General features: G+C 42.1%; 13 protein-coding genes. 4 read left to right on the top strand and 9 right to left on the bottom strand.

The window, feature by feature from the left end:
• Positions 1–139: 139 nt before the first annotated feature.
• On the bottom strand, positions 140–883 hold the full coding sequence (locus AAA970_RS21625; RefSeq protein WP_338238960.1) for a PP2C family protein-serine/threonine phosphatase: 744 nt from the start codon (positions 881–883) through the stop codon (positions 140–142).
• Between the two features lie 206 nt (positions 884–1089).
• Between AAA970_RS21625 and AAA970_RS21620 the strand changes: the two genes are divergently transcribed.
• Positions 1090–3120, top strand: coding sequence for a YgiQ family radical SAM protein (locus AAA970_RS21620; RefSeq protein ID WP_338238959.1), 2031 nt, complete (start codon positions 1090–1092; stop codon positions 3118–3120).
• A gap of 441 nt (positions 3121–3561) precedes the next feature.
• Here AAA970_RS21620 and AAA970_RS21615 read toward each other — a convergent pair whose 3' ends face one another.
• From AAA970_RS21615 to AAA970_RS21600, 4 genes are all read right to left on the bottom strand, one after another.
• Positions 3562–4347, bottom strand: coding sequence for a WecB/TagA/CpsF family glycosyltransferase (locus tag AAA970_RS21615; protein ID WP_338238958.1), 786 nt, complete (start codon positions 4345–4347; stop codon positions 3562–3564).
• A 72-nt stretch (positions 4348–4419) separates the two neighbouring features.
• A complete protein-coding gene (locus AAA970_RS21610) occupies positions 4420–5727 on the bottom strand; it encodes a mechanosensitive ion channel family protein (protein WP_338238957.1) in 1308 nt (435 codons plus the stop codon).
• 149 nt (positions 5728–5876) lie between these two features.
• Positions 5877–7565: a DUF6909 family protein gene (locus tag AAA970_RS21605; protein WP_060689072.1), complete on the bottom strand. Its 1689-nt coding sequence runs from the start codon at positions 7563–7565 to the stop codon at positions 5877–5879.
• A 21-nt stretch (positions 7566–7586) separates the two neighbouring features.
• A complete protein-coding gene (locus AAA970_RS21600; protein WP_060689071.1) occupies positions 7587–8492 on the bottom strand; it encodes a class I SAM-dependent methyltransferase in 906 nt (301 codons plus the stop codon).
• Between the two features lie 782 nt (positions 8493–9274).
• On the opposite strand from AAA970_RS21600, the gene AAA970_RS21595 reads away from it, so the two are divergent.
• Positions 9275–10090 (top strand): TrmH family RNA methyltransferase, encoded by an 816-nt coding sequence (locus AAA970_RS21595; protein ID WP_338238956.1) that lies wholly within the window; start codon positions 9275–9277, stop codon positions 10088–10090.
• 517 nt (positions 10091–10607) lie between these two features.
• Here the strand turns inward: AAA970_RS21595 and AAA970_RS21590 are convergent.
• The 4 genes from AAA970_RS21590 to AAA970_RS21575 all read right to left on the bottom strand — a co-directional run bounded on the left by AAA970_RS21590 (position 10608) and on the right by AAA970_RS21575 (position 13226).
• Positions 10608–10817 carry a hypothetical protein gene (locus AAA970_RS21590; RefSeq protein WP_338238955.1) on the bottom strand — a complete coding sequence of 70 codons (210 nt, stop codon included), beginning with the start codon at positions 10815–10817 and terminating at the stop codon, positions 10608–10610.
• A 588-nt stretch (positions 10818–11405) separates the two neighbouring features.
• Positions 11406–12218, bottom strand: a complete 813-nt coding sequence (locus tag AAA970_RS21585) for an ion transporter (RefSeq protein ID WP_338238954.1) — start codon at positions 12216–12218, stop codon at positions 11406–11408.
• 273 nt (positions 12219–12491) lie between these two features.
• Complete coding sequence (locus tag AAA970_RS21580) at positions 12492–12647, bottom strand: hypothetical protein (protein ID WP_338238953.1); 156 nt, start codon at positions 12645–12647, stop codon at positions 12492–12494.
• 123 nt (positions 12648–12770) lie between these two features.
• Positions 12771–13226, bottom strand: a complete 456-nt coding sequence (locus AAA970_RS21575) for a GNAT family N-acetyltransferase (protein ID WP_338238952.1) — start codon at positions 13224–13226, stop codon at positions 12771–12773.
• 265 nt (positions 13227–13491) lie between these two features.
• On the opposite strand from AAA970_RS21575, the gene AAA970_RS21570 reads away from it, so the two are divergent.
• Both AAA970_RS21570 and AAA970_RS21565 read left to right on the top strand, forming a co-directional pair.
• Positions 13492–15711, top strand: a complete 2220-nt coding sequence (locus AAA970_RS21570) for a sodium-translocating pyrophosphatase (protein WP_338238951.1) — start codon at positions 13492–13494, stop codon at positions 15709–15711.
• 405 nt (positions 15712–16116) lie between these two features.
• Positions 16117–16455, top strand: coding sequence for a hypothetical protein (locus tag AAA970_RS21565; protein ID WP_338238950.1), 339 nt, complete (start codon positions 16117–16119; stop codon positions 16453–16455).
• Positions 16456–16743: the final 288 nt, after the last annotated feature.

Below are 16743 nucleotides of genomic sequence, written 5' to 3'. Positions count from 1 at the left end.
TCAATACCTTCACAAATTAATGACAGCATTAGGTTTCCTGACCTTTATCAAAAACAGGCAACGTTTAGCCAAAAATAAAACACATATTAAAGGGTAGCTATATTTTCAAAGAATCAAAACAACGATATCCCCTTTAATATCAAAGCTTTATCAAAAAGAAAGTATAATTATCCTTAGTAAACTTTTCGCAGGACTGTTCTATCCATTCCCCGATTTCTTTCATTGAACGACCTTTCTTAACCTTGGCTTTAAGAAGGCTTACATCAACACCTTCTAACACCCCATCTGAGGCCAACAGCATCACATCTCCTTCAGCAATCAGGCGAACCGCAGTATCCGCTTCTGTACGCTCCCCTTTCAGGGAAATACTTCGGGTAATGATATTCCTGCCAGGCCAATGCTTCGCCTCAATAGCTGAAATGACACCGGCGTCTACCAAATTCTGCACCATGGAATGATCCTTCGTGCGGTATTGTAACTGTCCGTTGAGGTCAAAATGAAACAAAGGTGAATCTCCTACCCAGGCGATTTGTGCCTCCAACCCATGGAATTGAACCATGACCACCGTGGTCGCCATCTGATCAATATTCTGATTTTCAAACTTTAGCCGCAAGGCCTTTTCAGAAGCAATAATCTTTTCATTCATTTCCTGAATGGTCCAGCTTTGGGCACTACTTTTCCACGCATTTAATAAATAATCCCCCACAAATTTAGAAGCCTGAGCACCATTGGAAGCCCCACCTACGCCATCACAAACAATGAAAATTTTCCCGTGAGCAGCCGTACCGGCTACCAAGTAGTCCTCATTATGCTGGCGGCGGCCTAATCCCGAAGCACTATACTCATTCAAACTCACAGCCTTTTGTCTTTCTGGCTTCTTCATCAAATTTAACAGTCGTATCCTCAATGTTCTGATTCCATGTTCCTATTAATAACTGAGAGAAAATAAGTTGGAATCCGCAATAAAAAGTCAATTATTAATCACCAAACTTTAATATAGCTCAAAATACAGGAAATTTTGCCCATTTCTAAGGAAAGGGCGTTTTTACCAAGGTTTTCTTTATCTTTGCATGCTATTCAACAAATCAAATGGAAAAGACCATGCAAAAAGGGAAACGCCCGATTACTGATTGGTTACCAATCACCAAAAAAGAGGCAGAAGCCAGAGGATGGGACGAAGTAGATGTTGTCCTGATTTCCGGAGATGCCTATGTCGATCACCCCTCCTTTGGGGCGGCTGTAATCGGACGAATGATTGAAGCGGAAGGATTACGCATCGCCATTGTCCCGCAGCCCAACTGGCAGGATGACCTGCGCGATTTTAAAAAATTCGGCAAACCCCGAATGTTTTTCGGTGTTACGGGGGGATGCATGGATCCGATGGTCAATCACTATACGGCCAATAAGAGAAGAAGATCCAATGATGCCTATACTCCGGGCGGTATGGCAGGCTTCCGGCCTGATTATGCCACATCGGTTTACTCCCGTATACTCAAAGACCTTTATCCGGATGTACCGGTTTTGATTGGAGGTATCGAGGCCTCCCTTCGACGAGTAACCCATTACGATTACTGGCAGGATCAATTATTACCCTCCATCATGGAGACTTCCAGTGCTGATTTGCTAGTATACGGAATGGGTGAGCAGCCTTTACGCGAAATCATCCGATTAGCCAAAAAAGGGGTGCCATTGTCCTCCATGCACAATATTCCACAGACTGCCATCATGAGACCGGTAGAAGAAAGCCTGCCGGTGGTCAAAAACTGGGAGGACTTGGAGTTACATTCGCATGAAAAATGTCTGGAAGACAAACTTGCCTATGCTGCAAACTTTAAGCACATTGAGCAGGAATCCAATAAATTATATGCCAAGCGTTTAGTACAGGGCATTGGCGAAAGAAATTTGGTCATCAACCCGCCTTATCAGACCATGACCGAAAAGGAAATGGACAAATCCTTTGATATGGCCTATACCCGACTGCCGCACCCCAAATATGACAAAAGGGGCGTAATTCCGGCTTGGGAAATGATCAAATTTTCCATCAATATGCACCGGGGTTGTTTCGGTGGATGTTCTTTCTGTACCATTTCTGCGCATCAGGGAAAATTCATTGCCAGCCGCAGTCAAAAGTCCATCATGAAAGAGGTGGAGCAGGTGGTGAATATGCCCGACTTTAAAGGCTATATTTCCGATTTGGGTGGCCCATCTGCCAATATGTATGGCATGAAAGGGATTGACCAGTCCATCTGTGACCGATGTGTGAGTCCTTCCTGTATTCACCCGGTGATCTGTAGTAATCTGGACACCAGCCACCGCAGCATGGTTGATCTGTTGAAGAAAGTGGATCATCATCCTGGAGTTAAAAAGGCATTCGTAGGTAGCGGCATTCGCTATGATATGCTGGTAAAAAGCTATAATAAAAAAGCGGACAACAGTATTGATGATTATCTGGATCAGGTGATTGGGCACCACGTTTCCGGCCGATTAAAAGTGGCTCCAGAACATACTTCCGATGAGACTTTGCGGATTATGCGAAAGCCAAGCTTTAAGCATTTCCATGAATTCAAAAAGAAATTTGATCACTACAATAAAAAGCACGGGCTTAAGCAACAATTAATCCCCTACTTCATCAGTTCCCATCCGGGAAGTACGGAGGAAGAGATGGCCAATCTGGCAGCAGAAACCAAGGACATGGGCTTTCAGCTGGAGCAGGTACAGGATTTCACCCCTACTCCGATGACGGTAGCTACTGTGGCCTATTATTCAGGCGTTCATCCTTACACCATGCGTCCGATATATACGGCGAAAAGTAAGCAGGAGAAATTGGCGCAGCACCAATTCTTTTTCTGGTACAAGAAGGAGAAAAGAGAAGCCATCCGTCGTAGGTTAAGAGAGTTGAAACGTGCAGACCTGGAAGAAATCTTAATGCGTGGTCCGGCAAAAAGTGATAAACCGAAAGACCGTAAGTCTGAAAAATCGGGTAATCAGCAACAGCAAAAAGTGCAAAATGGAAGAAAACGCAGCACTACAGGTAAAAGAGAAGGGAAGTCCAGGGTGAAGGAGCCACAAGGAAACAGCCGAGGTCAAAACCCAAGAAGTAAAAGACAAAAAAGAAGATAAATATAAAAGCAGCTCATTTACGAGCTGCTTTTTTTTATTTCAATATTAAGTCGGATTACTCCTGCTTCAATCTTCGTTTATCGGCAAAACGAGAAAAATGAAGGAACCATGCTCTATTTCATTTTTTCTAAAGAAGCAGGTGAATGAGGAAAAAGCAGGCTAGCCCCAATTGGGGCAATTAATATATCAGCAAGCAAACTTTATTTCACTGAAAATAAGTTATTTAATCTGACTTACTAAGAGCGTTTTAAAAGCCAAAATTCATAACGAAAATTTGAATATTGTAGAAGCATTCATTACCAGATTATTTTGAGAGAATTGGCGCGCTATCGCTGAGAAATTATCCTAAAATAGCTTCCAATAATTCAAATTTGCAGTCAGATGTTGCACTATTAAAACATGTGCTAAAATCAGTGTTGAATAATTCAGGCAAACAGATTATTAGGAATAACTTTCGGGCACCATTACTTTGGCCTGCTTTTGCCGGGAAGGGAAAAACCGGTATTTCAAAAATAAATAGATGAAATAAGAATTGGTCACCAAATACCTTTTCCACAGGCGCCTGGGCTCCAAATAAAATCGGTACACCCACTCAATTGAGAGGTTTCTTGCCCATTTAGGCAGGCGATTTTCCAAGCCGGCATAAGTCAGGAAGGCCTGCCCCACGCCCAGCATACAGGCATTAATTTTACCCTTGTGTGCCGCCATCCACTTCTCCTGTTTCGGACATCCTAAAGCTACAAAAAGTAAATCCGGATTCACTGCATTGATCTCATCGATGATGGCCGCTTCCTCTTCAGTCGATAACTTTCGAAAGGGAGGAGAAAAAGATCCGGCAATTTTCAGATCCGGTACGTGTACTGTTGCCTTTTTTCTTATGGCCTCCAGCACCTCATCGGTAGAACCATAGAAATAAACGGATTTCCCTCTTTTTTCAGCTTCCTCTAAAAGGGCTGGCACCAAATCCATTCCACAGACCCGTTGTTGGGGAATCTGATGAAAAACCTTGATGGACTTAGAAATGGGACCTCCGTCCGGAGCTGCCATATCGGCCTGATTCAGCACCTGATTAAATGCAGGATCCTTGTATGATTCCACGGCCATATGAGCATTGGTAAAACAGACATAGGAAGAGGCCTGATGTTCAGACAGGAAAAAAATCCGATCAATGAACTCCTGAAAATTCCCGGTAGAAATGAGGGAATTGAAAACGGAAACTTTTGACATAGGGTAATGTATTGTTTCCTTTTAAAACGCATTTTTATTCCCTTTTGCTTCCACCTTTCGGCATTTATTACCTCAGTTTATAGGATCAATCTCCGGATAACCATGTTCTCTACTTTCCATGCCGAAGAAATATTCCGCCGAAGAGCCGGAAGACCTTCCGGAAAAAGCACCCTCCCTTTGATAAGGTCTTAACTTAAATAAAGGCATTACCGCAAAAATGTGATCCAAAATCGCCGCCTGCACTTTTTCATAATACACCCAGTCCGGACGGTCAGCAAAACAATAAACCTCTACGGGAATACCAACAGCACTGGGCTCTCTTTCCCTCACCATGGAATATTCCGTATTGTAAACCTTAGGATGCGCTTTAAGATAGCATTCCAGATAAGTTCGGAAAAGGGTGAGATTCGTAACATAATTCGTAATGGGATCTTCCTCAACTCTACCAAACTGGTGAAGGTCCTCCTCTTCCGTCAGCCCCTCCAATAATGGTAGCCTGTTTTTTACCTGCTCCACTTCTGCAGGGGACAAAAAACGAATAGTATGTTGATCAATATGGAATTGTCTTTTAATTCTTCTGCTCCCGGTCTTTCTCATACCCTGCCAGTTCTTAAAAGATTCCCCCACCAGTTTATAGGTGGGAAAGGTCATGATGGTGAAATCCCAGTTTTGAACCTTTACTACATTCAGACTAATCTCCAGGACCTCCCCGTCCACCCCTTCCTTGGGGATTTCTATCCAGTCACCCACCTCCACTAAATGACCGTGCTGGATCACAATAGACGCATACAGCGACATAATGGTATCCCTGAAAGCTAAAAGGATGATCGCGGTAAAACCTGCCAGGGTTGACAGTAGAGCAAATGGAGATTCATTGATAATAATCGATAGCGACCATACCACCACTACTGTATAAAGAAAAAAACCAATTACTCCTATATAACCTCTTAAGGGAGATCGCTTCTCATTTGATTTCCGAGCATAAACATAATCGGCCAGTTCAAGAAAAACCAAGACCAATTTTGCCCCGAGGAAAAGAAGGATTACTAAAGCCGATTTTTCAATTAATAAATGAATTTTGTCTAGCAAGGAGGGTATACTTCCTACCAAAAAATAGACAATGAGCATGTTGGCAAAAAAGGAAATATACCGAAGTAATTTTAAATCGGTTATTTTATTAGGCAGCTCAGGATTCTGATTATAAATTAATCGGATTATTGGCCGAAGAATCAACCGTCGATTAAGTTCCCCTACGGCAAATGCCACGGTAAATATCAATAGCGTTGCCAATAATTGAAATCCCATCACTTGATGAAGGGACTCATCATTCAGCCAATAATGTAGAAAAGAGGAATCAATCAGGGCAAATAATTGAGGCATTAAATATTATTTTTCACCTCCTGTCACGGAAGTAGGTAAGAGATTTAGAAATCAAAAAACAGCTAAATCTCAGAAATAATTAATTCTCAGGACCAGCTGTTCTTCAATTCCTTTAAAGCAATTTTGCGACCAGTTTTAAAAAATTAAAACTATACCTCGGTGAAAATTTTGTTTAGCATTTTTAAGGTAATCAGATAGGTTGGGCGTACTCCAATCTCTCCTAATGGCCCACTGGCTAAGGTAGAGCCGGTATGCAGTGGATTATCCGAAGCATAATAGGCATAGCGCAACACTACATCTGAAGCGATGGTTCCCCTAATTTTTGAAGCGGCTTGTATCGCCTTTTGGTAATGTGCTCCCTCCATCTCCAAGCCAATGGCCTTCCAGGAAGAGTGACGGAAATAAGACAATACATCTTTATTCTGAAGGCTGGTACCCAAAACGGAAATCATCGGACCGGCATAAACATCCAGGCCTTCTCCATCAAAATCTTCTTTGCTAAGCGCATTTTCAAAAGGGTAATTATCGGCAGTACCTTCAAAAACATGGGCATTCGGGATCATAATATCTCCTTTGCCGCCAGTCAGAATACCTGCCTTTCCCATAATATTGACAGAACGGATATCCAATGGCACCACTTTTCCTTCATCTTTAAATGGTTTCAAAAGCTCATCCATGGTTTCAAAGGCTTGTTCGCCGAAGGCATAATCCATGATCAACAAAACAGGCGCTTTCTCAGACTTTTTCAGTGAAGGCTGCTGGATCTCGGCACTCATATCCTCCCATCGCAATTGCGCACAATCAAAAATCTGAACTCCGATATTCGTTCCGGACTGGTCCGGCACCGGAATAAATCCGTGATCCAATCCATAATCGGATACTTTCGCCTGCTTAGATTTTGAAGAGCTCTTGCTCAGCATTAAGGCTAATTCCTGAATGGATTTATGGGCATCGCCAGTCCCTTTTAAAGCAGGAGTTGCATACAGGCAGTTCATCACCGAATGTAAATTCGCGCTGATAATATGTATGGGACGATCCAACAGATTATTGTCCTGCAGGGTATATTTGATATGCTGAGCCCAACGGGAACCATACAAATGATGTCCAATACGCTCCCGCAAAGTTGGTGTAAAACTCACCTGACGCAATTTCAACCCTTTGGCTTCTTCAATAGCCTGCTTACCCAAGCCATAGATCACGCGGAAAAGCCCATTGTGGTCATCTGCCGTTTCTTCAAATCGTCCGAGCGCATCCTGCGTCTCCTGAAAAGGGCGCCCCACCATGCCGGACAAATAAGCCAGGGCTTTTTCTCGGTTTTCGGCATTCACTGTCACATCGCCAGTGGCAATTTCCTCCAGTTTTTCCCACTGCCGGGTCACCTGCCCTTTTTCATCCAGGGCATACTTTCTGATTTTTTCCGCCTCGATAAACAAGAAAGTCAGGTGGGTAAGAATATCATAAATTTCTGAACGACCACGGGTCACCTCAATGTACATGGTCTCCTTATCAATGCGAAAACAACGACGGCGGCGCTTGGATGGAATAATGGTTTCGAAATGAGAATCCGCATAGCCTTCCTCCGAAGTCAGTTTGATAAAACGGCATTCTTCAATTCCTTTTGGCAAACGTTCAATCACATATGCCAGACCATTGAGCTCAACCTTTTCCTCATCCGCAATGGAACCATAAATTTCCGGCCTTAAGGACAGCAATGCACTTCGAAGTGCTTCCCCCGATACGCCAAAGGGTTTATAAAAGCCCCGATTAAACAAGTGACGCATCATTACATACAGCTTTTCAATAGCTGCGCGAGATTCTTGAGCTCTAGTTCTGATCATATATAACAATTTAGTGTAAAGCTATTTTTTTGAGGACACTCTTAAAAAAGTTCCTAATGGTAATTCAGCGCCAGTGGTGGAAGGCACCACATTTTCACCAATTTCAATATCAATTTCGCCCTTGAAATGCATCCTGACAAGGTTACGCATAATCACAGCGGACAAGCCCATGGAATATAGGTTCAAAACCACAAAGAAATCTTGCTCCACAATTTCAGCGGTAGCCCGCACAATTTCATCTATTTGCTCTTCCAACACCCACTTTTCTCCTTTAGGGCCACGACCATAAGCTGGTGGATCCAGAATGACCCCATGATACTTGTTCCCTCTTCTCGCTTCCCGCTTCACAAAAGCCATGGCATCTTCCACAATCCAGCGCATTTCCGGTAGGTGCGGATTTTCCTGACGATTCTGATTCGCCCAGGTCACGGTCTTTTTTACAGAATCCAAATGGGAAACAAAACCTCCGGCAGCGGCGGCAGCTAAAGAAGCACCTCCGGTATAAGCAAAAAGATTCAGCACTTTGGGCTTGGCTTCCGCATGGTTTTTCACCGTTCGGTAAATATATTCCCAGTTATCGGACTGCTCCGGAAACAAACCCACATGCCCAAACTGGGTTAATTGTAATTTCATCTTGAAATGGAAATCCGAACCATCATAAGTTATCGGCCACTGATCACGAACGCCTTTTTTCAAATGCCACTGCCCCTTTTCGGAGGTTAGTTTTACATTGGGGGTTTTTACCCGAATATATTTAGCCTGATGACGCTTTTCCCACTCGCTTATGGGCAATTGCTTTTTCCAAACAGCCTGAGGTTCCGGACGCCACAACACTAAATTCCCAAAGCGCTCCAGCTTTTCAAAATCGCCGGAATCAATCAATTCATAATCTTTCCAATTTACCTTATTCAGTGAGTATATCGACATGCTGTTTTTCAATTTTCCTTTTCCCTGTATTCCAAAAAAGGGAACTATCAGCCCCCTCTACATTTTCCCTCAGGAATTTCTTCATAAATCTTGCACAAAGATAAGTATATATTTGAGGAAAAATACCATCAATCCCAATTTCAACGCTAAAGCAGCAAATATTTAACCTTACCGCACTTAATTTATAAATGGCTGGACAGGCCTTTCCATACCATTATAGTTAAAGCGGATTATCCATGCTTAAAACCTCGAATAGTGGAGATGGTGGAAAAAAGGAAGGAAAAGTTCCCATTGCGAGTTATTTCCAATGAAGCATATGAATGAGAAGAAAGCAAGATTACCCAAATTTGGCCGATAAAAAATTAAAGAAAAACAATTGTAATTGTTGATAATGAGAGCATTGCAAAAGATTAATGAATTCAGTGGTGAATAATACTGGTTAAGGGCGATATTTGACAATTGGAGGGATCAAAAGAAATATTGTGAAAACTACCTTGTAATGATAGCTCACCAGCAGTTACACTCCGAGCTTTTCGCCAATTGATCTGACCCGACAATTGATGTGGAAGGTTTTGCATAATCTAAGGCAATACTATTAAGGATAGTAGCCTAAAGAATAACGAAACACAACAATGAAGTAAAACCTGATATGGAGCCGGATCTATCCAATAATTTGTCCATTTGTAGTTTTATGAAAAGCCGTGTTTACGCTTACAAAGTACTATATTTGTAGCAATGAAAGGCGCTCTGCTATCAGTGGAGCAAAAATTAAGAAAAGATTCATGCCAATTGAGATAAATGCACCGACCAACGATCGGATAAAAAAGCTCCTGAAATTACAGACCAAATCCCGCGAGCGTAAAAAGCAGGGCCTATTTGTGACCGAAGGCACCAAAGAGATTTCCTTCGCCCTGCAGAAGGGATATGAGGTAACTGAAATTTTCTATTCCAAGGAAAAAACGCAGGAGGAGCATATCAAGGCATTGGAAAACCAATGTGAAGAGGCAGGCATCCATCCACTTTGGATCAGCTGCTCACAGGCCGTTTTTAATAAGATTGCCTATCGCGAGGGCACCAGCGAAATGGTCGCCATCATCAAAATGAAAGCCTACGATTTGCAGAACTTGCCATTAGGTGACAAGCCCTTGATAATGGTCTGCGAAGGCATGGAAAAGCCAGGCAATCTGGGCGCCCTGCTTCGCACGGCAGATGCGGCAGGTGCTTCAGCTGTAATTATGGCCGATGCCCAGGTGGATTTGTACAATCCGAATGCGATTCGGTCTTCGGTGGGCTGTATATTCTCCATGCCCGTAGCATTTGACACCTCTCAAAACGTCATTGACTTTCTCCGCGCCAAAGGCATCAAAATTTATGTGACGCATATAGAAGCGGCGGCTCCCTATTTTGAACAGGACTATACGGAAGCCTGCGCGATTATCGCTGGATCAGAAGCCTGGGGCGTAACCGACCTTTGGGCCAATGAATCAGACCAGAATATCGTGATTCCCATGCGTGGCATTAATGACAGCCTGAATGTTTCGGTAGCAGCCGCCATTGTCACTTTTGAGGCGGTTCGCCAACGGGATATGAAAAAATAATATTAAGCCAAAAGAGGAAGGCTTAAGCCGGAATACTCATGCTTAAATACTCGTTTAGCTGCAAGGAGGGAAAAATGAAGGAGTTTTTCCTGTTTCAGGTTTTTACCAACGAAGCAGATGTATTAAAAATAGCAAGCTTACAAAAATTTGAGTTTTTAAGAATTCATCAAAGCGAACTACAATGCACTGCAAATAAGACAATTGTGGTGAAAACTAGATTTAACGAAGAATAAGTGGGTTTAAGTCGGATTTTATCCTTCAATCCTCCTTTAGCAGCAAGGCGGAAAAAATGAAGGAATAGCCCCCTATTTCGAGTTTTTTCTCAACAAAGCAGATGAAGGAGGAGAAAGCAAGCTTGCCCAAATTTGGGCTATAAAAAATCAGTAGACATAAAAGCAGCGAATTGACAATAAGCGAGTTAAGGCAATTTACTAAATCTAGCGGTGAAGAATTCGGGTTAAGCTCACCTGCGCAAAGCCAATAAAAAAGAGGGACTTCTTACGAAATCCCTCTTTTTTTATAATTCAAATCCAACTTCAGCCATCCAGTACTTCAGCCGCTCTTCTAACTCAGCCTGCTGCTCCCTGGGAACATTTCGATCCTCCATCACCATTTCCACAAAAATATCATAGGTCACCGTTTCTTTCGGAATATCCCCACTTTTGATTAATCTTTTCAACTGGCGTACTTCTTTTTCCGCCACCTGGTTCAGTTTCTTCTCGGTCATTTTTAACGATTTGTAACAGTCAAAATTACGCATTTTGCCAATTTTTGGAATAATCAAGCGAAAAAATCAGCGAAATAAAAAGTTAACAATTTCTTAACATAGTAAAATATTTTCAAGAGATAAATCGCATTGAGAAATCATAAAAAAGCGGAGGCAGTTTTTTGATCTCATTTTCGAAATATTAAAAAATAAGGCCCTTTTTTTAATTAACAGCAAATCAGAAGACCAATGCAAAAAAACATTTTAAAAAAAAGTGTGGTATATTTGAAATGTAATCAATCACCATTCGGTTACGAATCAAACCTAAAGCGGCAGAGGAACACTTGGTATTAAGACCATTTCTTCTGACCAGACGCAAAATGAAATACCGGGTCTCCAATTTTGGATCCTGGATTTCAAATTGCAAATCGAGCATCAATCGGATACTCATTCGGAAGTCTTTTCCTTTTCACATCTGAATAAATAAGGCATTTCAGCCTGGCTGAAATTATTGATTTTGAAATTATCTCATATAGGAATAGTTTATTTTGGGTTCAGTAAGTAGTCCTCTTCCAATGTTGGAGAGGACCCTTTTTTTATAAGGACTTTTTATTTTAATGGCTCCCCACAAAACTTACAAAATTCCGCATCCAGATCATGTCCTTCCTTACTACAATTCTGACAAGCTTGTGTACTAATAACGGCACTTTTATCCTTAGAATTCCTCAACTCAACCGTCACAATTCCTGTCGGTACGGCAATAATGCCATAACCCAATACCATTAGAATAGTCGCAATAGATTGACCGATTACGGTCTGCGGTGCAATATCTCCATAACCTACCGTGGTCATGGTTACTACTGCCCAGTAAAAACTACGGGGAATACTGGTAAAGCCGTTTTTAGAGCCTTCCACCAAATACATCAGCGTACCCATAATCAGGGCGACAGCCAGCACAACCGAAACGAATACAATAATTTTAGCCCGACTGGCCCGAAGGGCATGGATCAGTTGTCTGGACTCTCCCAAATACCGGCCGAGCTTTAAAACCCGGAAAACCCGCAATAATCGGAAAGAACGGAATACCAGCAGGGATTGCGATCCGGCAATAAAGATACTTAAGAAGGTCGGTAAAATGGACAAAAGGTCAATGATCCCAAAAAAGGAGAATATATATTTGGTGGGCCGCCGGGTCAGCCATATCCGCAAGCCATACTCCATCGAAAACAAAAGGGTCATGGTCCATTCCAAAAAATACAGTAAATATTCAAAACGCGCATGGATAGATTCCACGGAATCAATACAAACAATGACGATACTAAGTAGTATCAACAACAACAACAGGACGTCAAATATTTTTCCTGCGGGAGTATCTGCCTCAAAGACAATCTCATGCATTCTGCGCTTAAAAGTTGAATTCATAAAAAAAGGAGTTAATCACCCCTCAATTTATTAATAATATTCAATTTTATCCTTAAGCCGGATTGTGCATGCTTAAATCCTCGTTTTGCTTCGAAGTGGGAAAAAGAAAGGAATTCTTCCTATTTCAGGTTTTTCTCAATGATGCTCATGAAATGTAGAGAAAGGGAGCTTGGTCAAATTTCAGCTTTTGAACAAACGGAAAAACCAACCACAAACCCGGGAAAATGAATCACTTAGCTCGTTCTGATTAATCTGCCTATAAATTAAATCAGGTTATCGCTCTTTTCTGCTGACCAGACTTTGCCATATAAATCGATACAAATAATCTCCTCCCCACAATCCACTACGCTGAAAAAGTACGATGATCACCCCACTGGTGATCAAAAACCACTCGGTAAAAAACAAACAGTCCGATAGCAAATTAGTCATTATTTTAAAAATTCAATCCGATGCTCCAACAAATAAATCTTTTGTGAGTTACGTCAGTTTTAAGGAAGGGTTACCGGATTTTGGTTTAATTTTAAACCTTAATTATTTATCCCCCTTATAAAATCATTTTTTCCCTTTTCCATCAGTTGGATCTAAGCTTTTTTCATAGCAATTATAAACTTCCGGCATCCAGGGTAAATTTATTTCTCCCCGAAATTCATACCCCAACTTCCGATAAAATGCATTGGCCCTGGCATTATTACTATAGGTATCCAGCCTGATGGAATTCAGTCCTCTTTCAACCGCCAATTGCTCAGCAAACTGCATCAACAAAAGTCCTGGTTTATGGACTCTGAAGGCGGGTAAACTCACCAATCGATGTACCGCCAAAAATTCCTCGCTTTGCCAATGAATTTTTTCATAGGGAGGAGTAGTGGTGGTATTCAATACCACTGAACCGGCATACTGTCCTTCTATTTCTAACACATAATAATCCCCTCTCTCCAAATCCGCCCGGATCATATCGACCGAAGGGTAATCCTGGTCAAGGGGCCATTGTTGAATATTTAACTTCAGCATTTCCCCTTTAATTTCTAATACAGATGAATTAATATGATATAGATCAGCTTGAACCGCTTTCCGCACCCCCATATTTTCTAAAAATTATTTCAGTAAAACGTATTTTTTTTAACAATAATGTGGAAAATCATGAAATTAAGTCCATAATTTTTCTTTTATTTCAAATCCAAATCATTTTGGACGTTCAAATATAAACTTTTTGGACAGATCTCTAATATGATTATTTTTTAGGTCTGCCCAATTTTTTTTTAATGCATTCGACAGTATGGAAAATTTTGTTTTTGTAGTTCCCCTCTTGGGAATTGTAGGCCTTATCTACACGGCTGTAAAATCAGCCTGGGTAAATAAGCAAGAATCAGGGGACGAGAAAATGACCGAACTTGCCTCTCATATTGCGGAGGGCGCCATGGCCTTCCTGAAAGCGGAATGGAAGGTGTTGACCTATTTCGCAATTATTGCCGGTCTCCTATTAGCCTATTCCGGCTATGCGGTAGAAACTTCAAGTCCTGTAATTGCCATTGCCTTTATCATTGGGGCGGTATTCTCAGCCTTCGCTGGATACATCGGCATGAAGGTGGCCACACAGGCCAATGTGAGAACCACACAGGCGGCGCGCACCTCGCTTTCCAAAGCGCTACAGGTAGCCTTTACCGGAGGTTCTGTTATGGGACTAGGCGTGGCCGGATTGGCGGTTTTAGGTCTTGGCGGATTATTCATTGTATTTTATTATATGTTCGTAGGAAAAGGCGGAGCAGTAAATGGTCTGGAAATGCAACAGGCCCTGGAAGTACTTTCCGGTTTTTCTTTGGGAGCAGAATCTATTGCCCTTTTCGCTCGTGTGGGTGGGGGAATTTATACTAAAGCAGCCGATGTGGGTGCTGATCTGGTAGGTAAAGTGGAAGCAGGTATTCCTGAGGATGATGTGAGAAACCCGGCTACCATTGCCGATAATGTGGGCGATAACGTGGGCGATGTAGCTGGTATGGGGGCTGACCTTTTCGGTTCTTATGTAGCCACTATTTTAGCCACGATGGTTTTGGGTAGAGAAATTGACTCTGCTGACCAGTTTGGGGGTATGGCACCAATTTTATTGCCTATGGTCATTGCCGGCTTGGGGATTATCTTCTCCATTATCGGTACCTGGTTTGTAAAGGTGAAAGATGATTCAGGAGATGTTCAAGCGGCATTAAATATCGGTAACTGGTCTTCGATTATCCTAACGGCTATAGCTTCTTTCTTCCTGGTAAAATGGATGATGCCCGCTACCATGGAAATCCGCGGGACGGAATTTACTTCCATGGATGTTTTCTATGCCATTGTGGTTGGATTGATCGTGGGGGCGTTGATGTCCATCATCACTGAATACTATACTGCCATGGGTAAAAAGCCTGTTAATTCGATTATTCACCAGTCATCTACCGGCCATGCCACAAACATTATCGGTGGACTTTCTGTAGGGATGCAATCTACTGCCATTCCAATGCTGGTATTGGCTACGGGTATTTATATGTCTTTCTACTTCGCCGGCCTTTATGGAGTAGCTATTGCGGCAGCCGGAATGATGGCCACCACTGCGATGCAATTGGCCATTGACGCTTTTGGACCAATCGCGGATAATGCTGGTGGTATTGCCGAAATGAGTGGTTTGCCGGAAATCGTTCGTGAAAGAACAGATAAACTGGATGCCGTAGGAAACACAACTGCAGCAACAGGTAAAGGCTTTGCCATTGCTTCCGCTGCTTTAACTTCCCTGGCCCTATTTGCTGCCTTTGTAGGATTAGCTGGAATTCATTCTATTGATATCTTCAAAGCACCGGTACTGGCCGGATTATTCGTTGGAGCGATGATTCCATTCCTTTTCTCTTCTATGGCAATTGCGGCAGTAGGTCGTGCGGCCATGGCCATGGTACAGGAAGTTCGTCGCCAGTTCAAAGAGATTCCGGGCATTATGGAATACAAGGCCAAGCCGGAATATGATAAGTGTGTCGCGATTTCTACTGATGCTTCTATTAAAGAGATGATTCCTCCGGGACTATTGGCTTTGATTGTTCCAATCCTGGTTGGCTTCACTTTCGGACCTGAAGTATTAGGTGGTTTATTGGCAGGTGTTACTGCATCAGGAGTACTAATGGGAATGTTCCAGAATAATGCCGGTGGCGCATGGGATAATGCCAAGAAGTCCTTTGAAAAAGGCGTTGATATTGATGGCGAAACGTATTACAAAGGTTCTGAGCCACACAAAGCCTCTGTTACAGGGGATACGGTAGGAGATCCATTCAAAGATACTTCCGGACCGTCTATGAATATTCTGATCAAATTGATGTCCATCGTTTCATTGGTGATTGCACCGATGATTGCCGAAGGAGACGCACACGGCCAGGCAGACATTCACGCTGAAAAAACACAAAGTTGTAAAAAAGCATGTGAAAAAACCTGTGACGGAAAAGCGGTTAGCTTTTTAGAGGAAGAGAAAAATTTGAAATAATTTCAAATTCAAACAAATAAATATCTAAATACCGCTAGTCTAATCTTAGGACTAGCGGTATTTTTTTGTCCTTTTTTTCTTAAAATCCTATGTGTTGATGAAATAGGAATAATCCTGATGAACAAATCTAATTTAGTACATTATCAATCAACCTCTAGGTATTGCCCCATTGCAAAATACTCCATTCCACCTAAAACACCATTAAACCCTGCTTATTTCTAATAATTCATTCAAAATCAATCCCATACCCCTAATCATCACTAGTTCTCCTTACAAATATACCGACTACCAAAAAGGTTATTCCATATCTTTTATCCTAAATCGACAAAATAAAACTGCGGATTTAGGATATGCTTTCCCCTTATATAAACGAAAGAGCAACCTAACAATCTAAATACTACAACCATGAAAAATTACATTAATTATTTGGTCGTAGCCCTCATCATCCTATGTGGTCACGGTCTGTTAAATCAAGTACAAGCCAAAACCACAACTTTCGAAATCGCCGGACAAGAAATAGAAATAGAACGGCTTTCCATCCGCTTCATCAATGACCAAATGGTCTGTAAAATCGAGGGAAGTGGCTGGGTGGCAACGCCTATTGAAGATCTTCCCGAAGAGATCATCTCCAAAGCCTGGGTCATTTATCAGACGGAAGAAAATAACGCCTGGAATGGTGGCATGGATGCCGACGAATGGGTCCGCCAGCAAGGGGAAGCCTATGCTTATTTACTCTGGCGATAAAAGACACTATTCATAATACCTATATGAGTGAGCACCCCTAGCCGAATTATTCCCCGCCAAATACATTGACTCAGCTCAAGAGGCTCAACCTCAGTTCATTTCAGGTGTTTCTCTTTGAGTATCAATAACCCAAATTTGGTTTAGAGCGTTTTGAAAAGCCGAAATTCGGAGCGAAAATTTGATGCTTGCAGAAGCGATACCCGATTATTTTGAGAGAATAGCATCGCTATTATTGAGAAATTATCCAAAATCGCTTCTAATAATTCAAATTTGCATCTGAATGGTGTG

Source organism: Persicobacter diffluens, assembly GCF_036244895.1.
Classification (GTDB): domain Bacteria; phylum Bacteroidota; class Bacteroidia; order Cytophagales; family Cyclobacteriaceae; genus Persicobacter; species Persicobacter diffluens.
The sequence above is the reverse complement of the archived record's forward strand: the minus strand, read 5'-3'. Positions and strand labels throughout refer to the sequence as shown.

Bases quoted from the DNA above. Each gene is read 5' to 3' on its own strand.
- AAA970_RS21625 (WP_338238960.1), bottom strand. From the start codon at position 883: ATGAAGAAGCCAGAAAGACAAAAGGCTGTGAGTTTGAATGAGTATAGT.
- AAA970_RS21620 (WP_338238959.1), top strand. From the start codon at position 1,090: ATGGAAAAGACCATGCAAAAAGGGAAACGCCCGATTACTGATTGGTTA.
- AAA970_RS21615 (WP_338238958.1), bottom strand. From the start codon at position 4,347: ATGTCAAAAGTTTCCGTTTTCAATTCCCTCATTTCTACCGGGAATTTT.
- AAA970_RS21610 (WP_338238957.1), bottom strand. From the start codon at position 5,727: ATGCCTCAATTATTTGCCCTGATTGATTCCTCTTTTCTACATTATTGG.
- AAA970_RS21605 (WP_060689072.1), bottom strand. From the start codon at position 7,565: ATGATCAGAACTAGAGCTCAAGAATCTCGCGCAGCTATTGAAAAGCTG.
- AAA970_RS21600 (WP_060689071.1), bottom strand. From the start codon at position 8,492: ATGTCGATATACTCACTGAATAAGGTAAATTGGAAAGATTATGAATTG.
- AAA970_RS21595 (WP_338238956.1), top strand. From the start codon at position 9,275: ATGCCAATTGAGATAAATGCACCGACCAACGATCGGATAAAAAAGCTC.
- AAA970_RS21590 (WP_338238955.1), bottom strand. From the start codon at position 10,817: ATGACCGAGAAGAAACTGAACCAGGTGGCGGAAAAAGAAGTACGCCAG.
- AAA970_RS21585 (WP_338238954.1), bottom strand. From the start codon at position 12,218: ATGAATTCAACTTTTAAGCGCAGAATGCATGAGATTGTCTTTGAGGCA.
- AAA970_RS21580 (WP_338238953.1), bottom strand. From the start codon at position 12,647: ATGACTAATTTGCTATCGGACTGTTTGTTTTTTACCGAGTGGTTTTTG.
- AAA970_RS21575 (WP_338238952.1), bottom strand. From the start codon at position 13,226: ATGCTGAAGTTAAATATTCAACAATGGCCCCTTGACCAGGATTACCCT.
- AAA970_RS21570 (WP_338238951.1), top strand. From the start codon at position 13,492: ATGGAAAATTTTGTTTTTGTAGTTCCCCTCTTGGGAATTGTAGGCCTT.
- AAA970_RS21565 (WP_338238950.1), top strand. From the start codon at position 16,117: ATGAAAAATTACATTAATTATTTGGTCGTAGCCCTCATCATCCTATGT.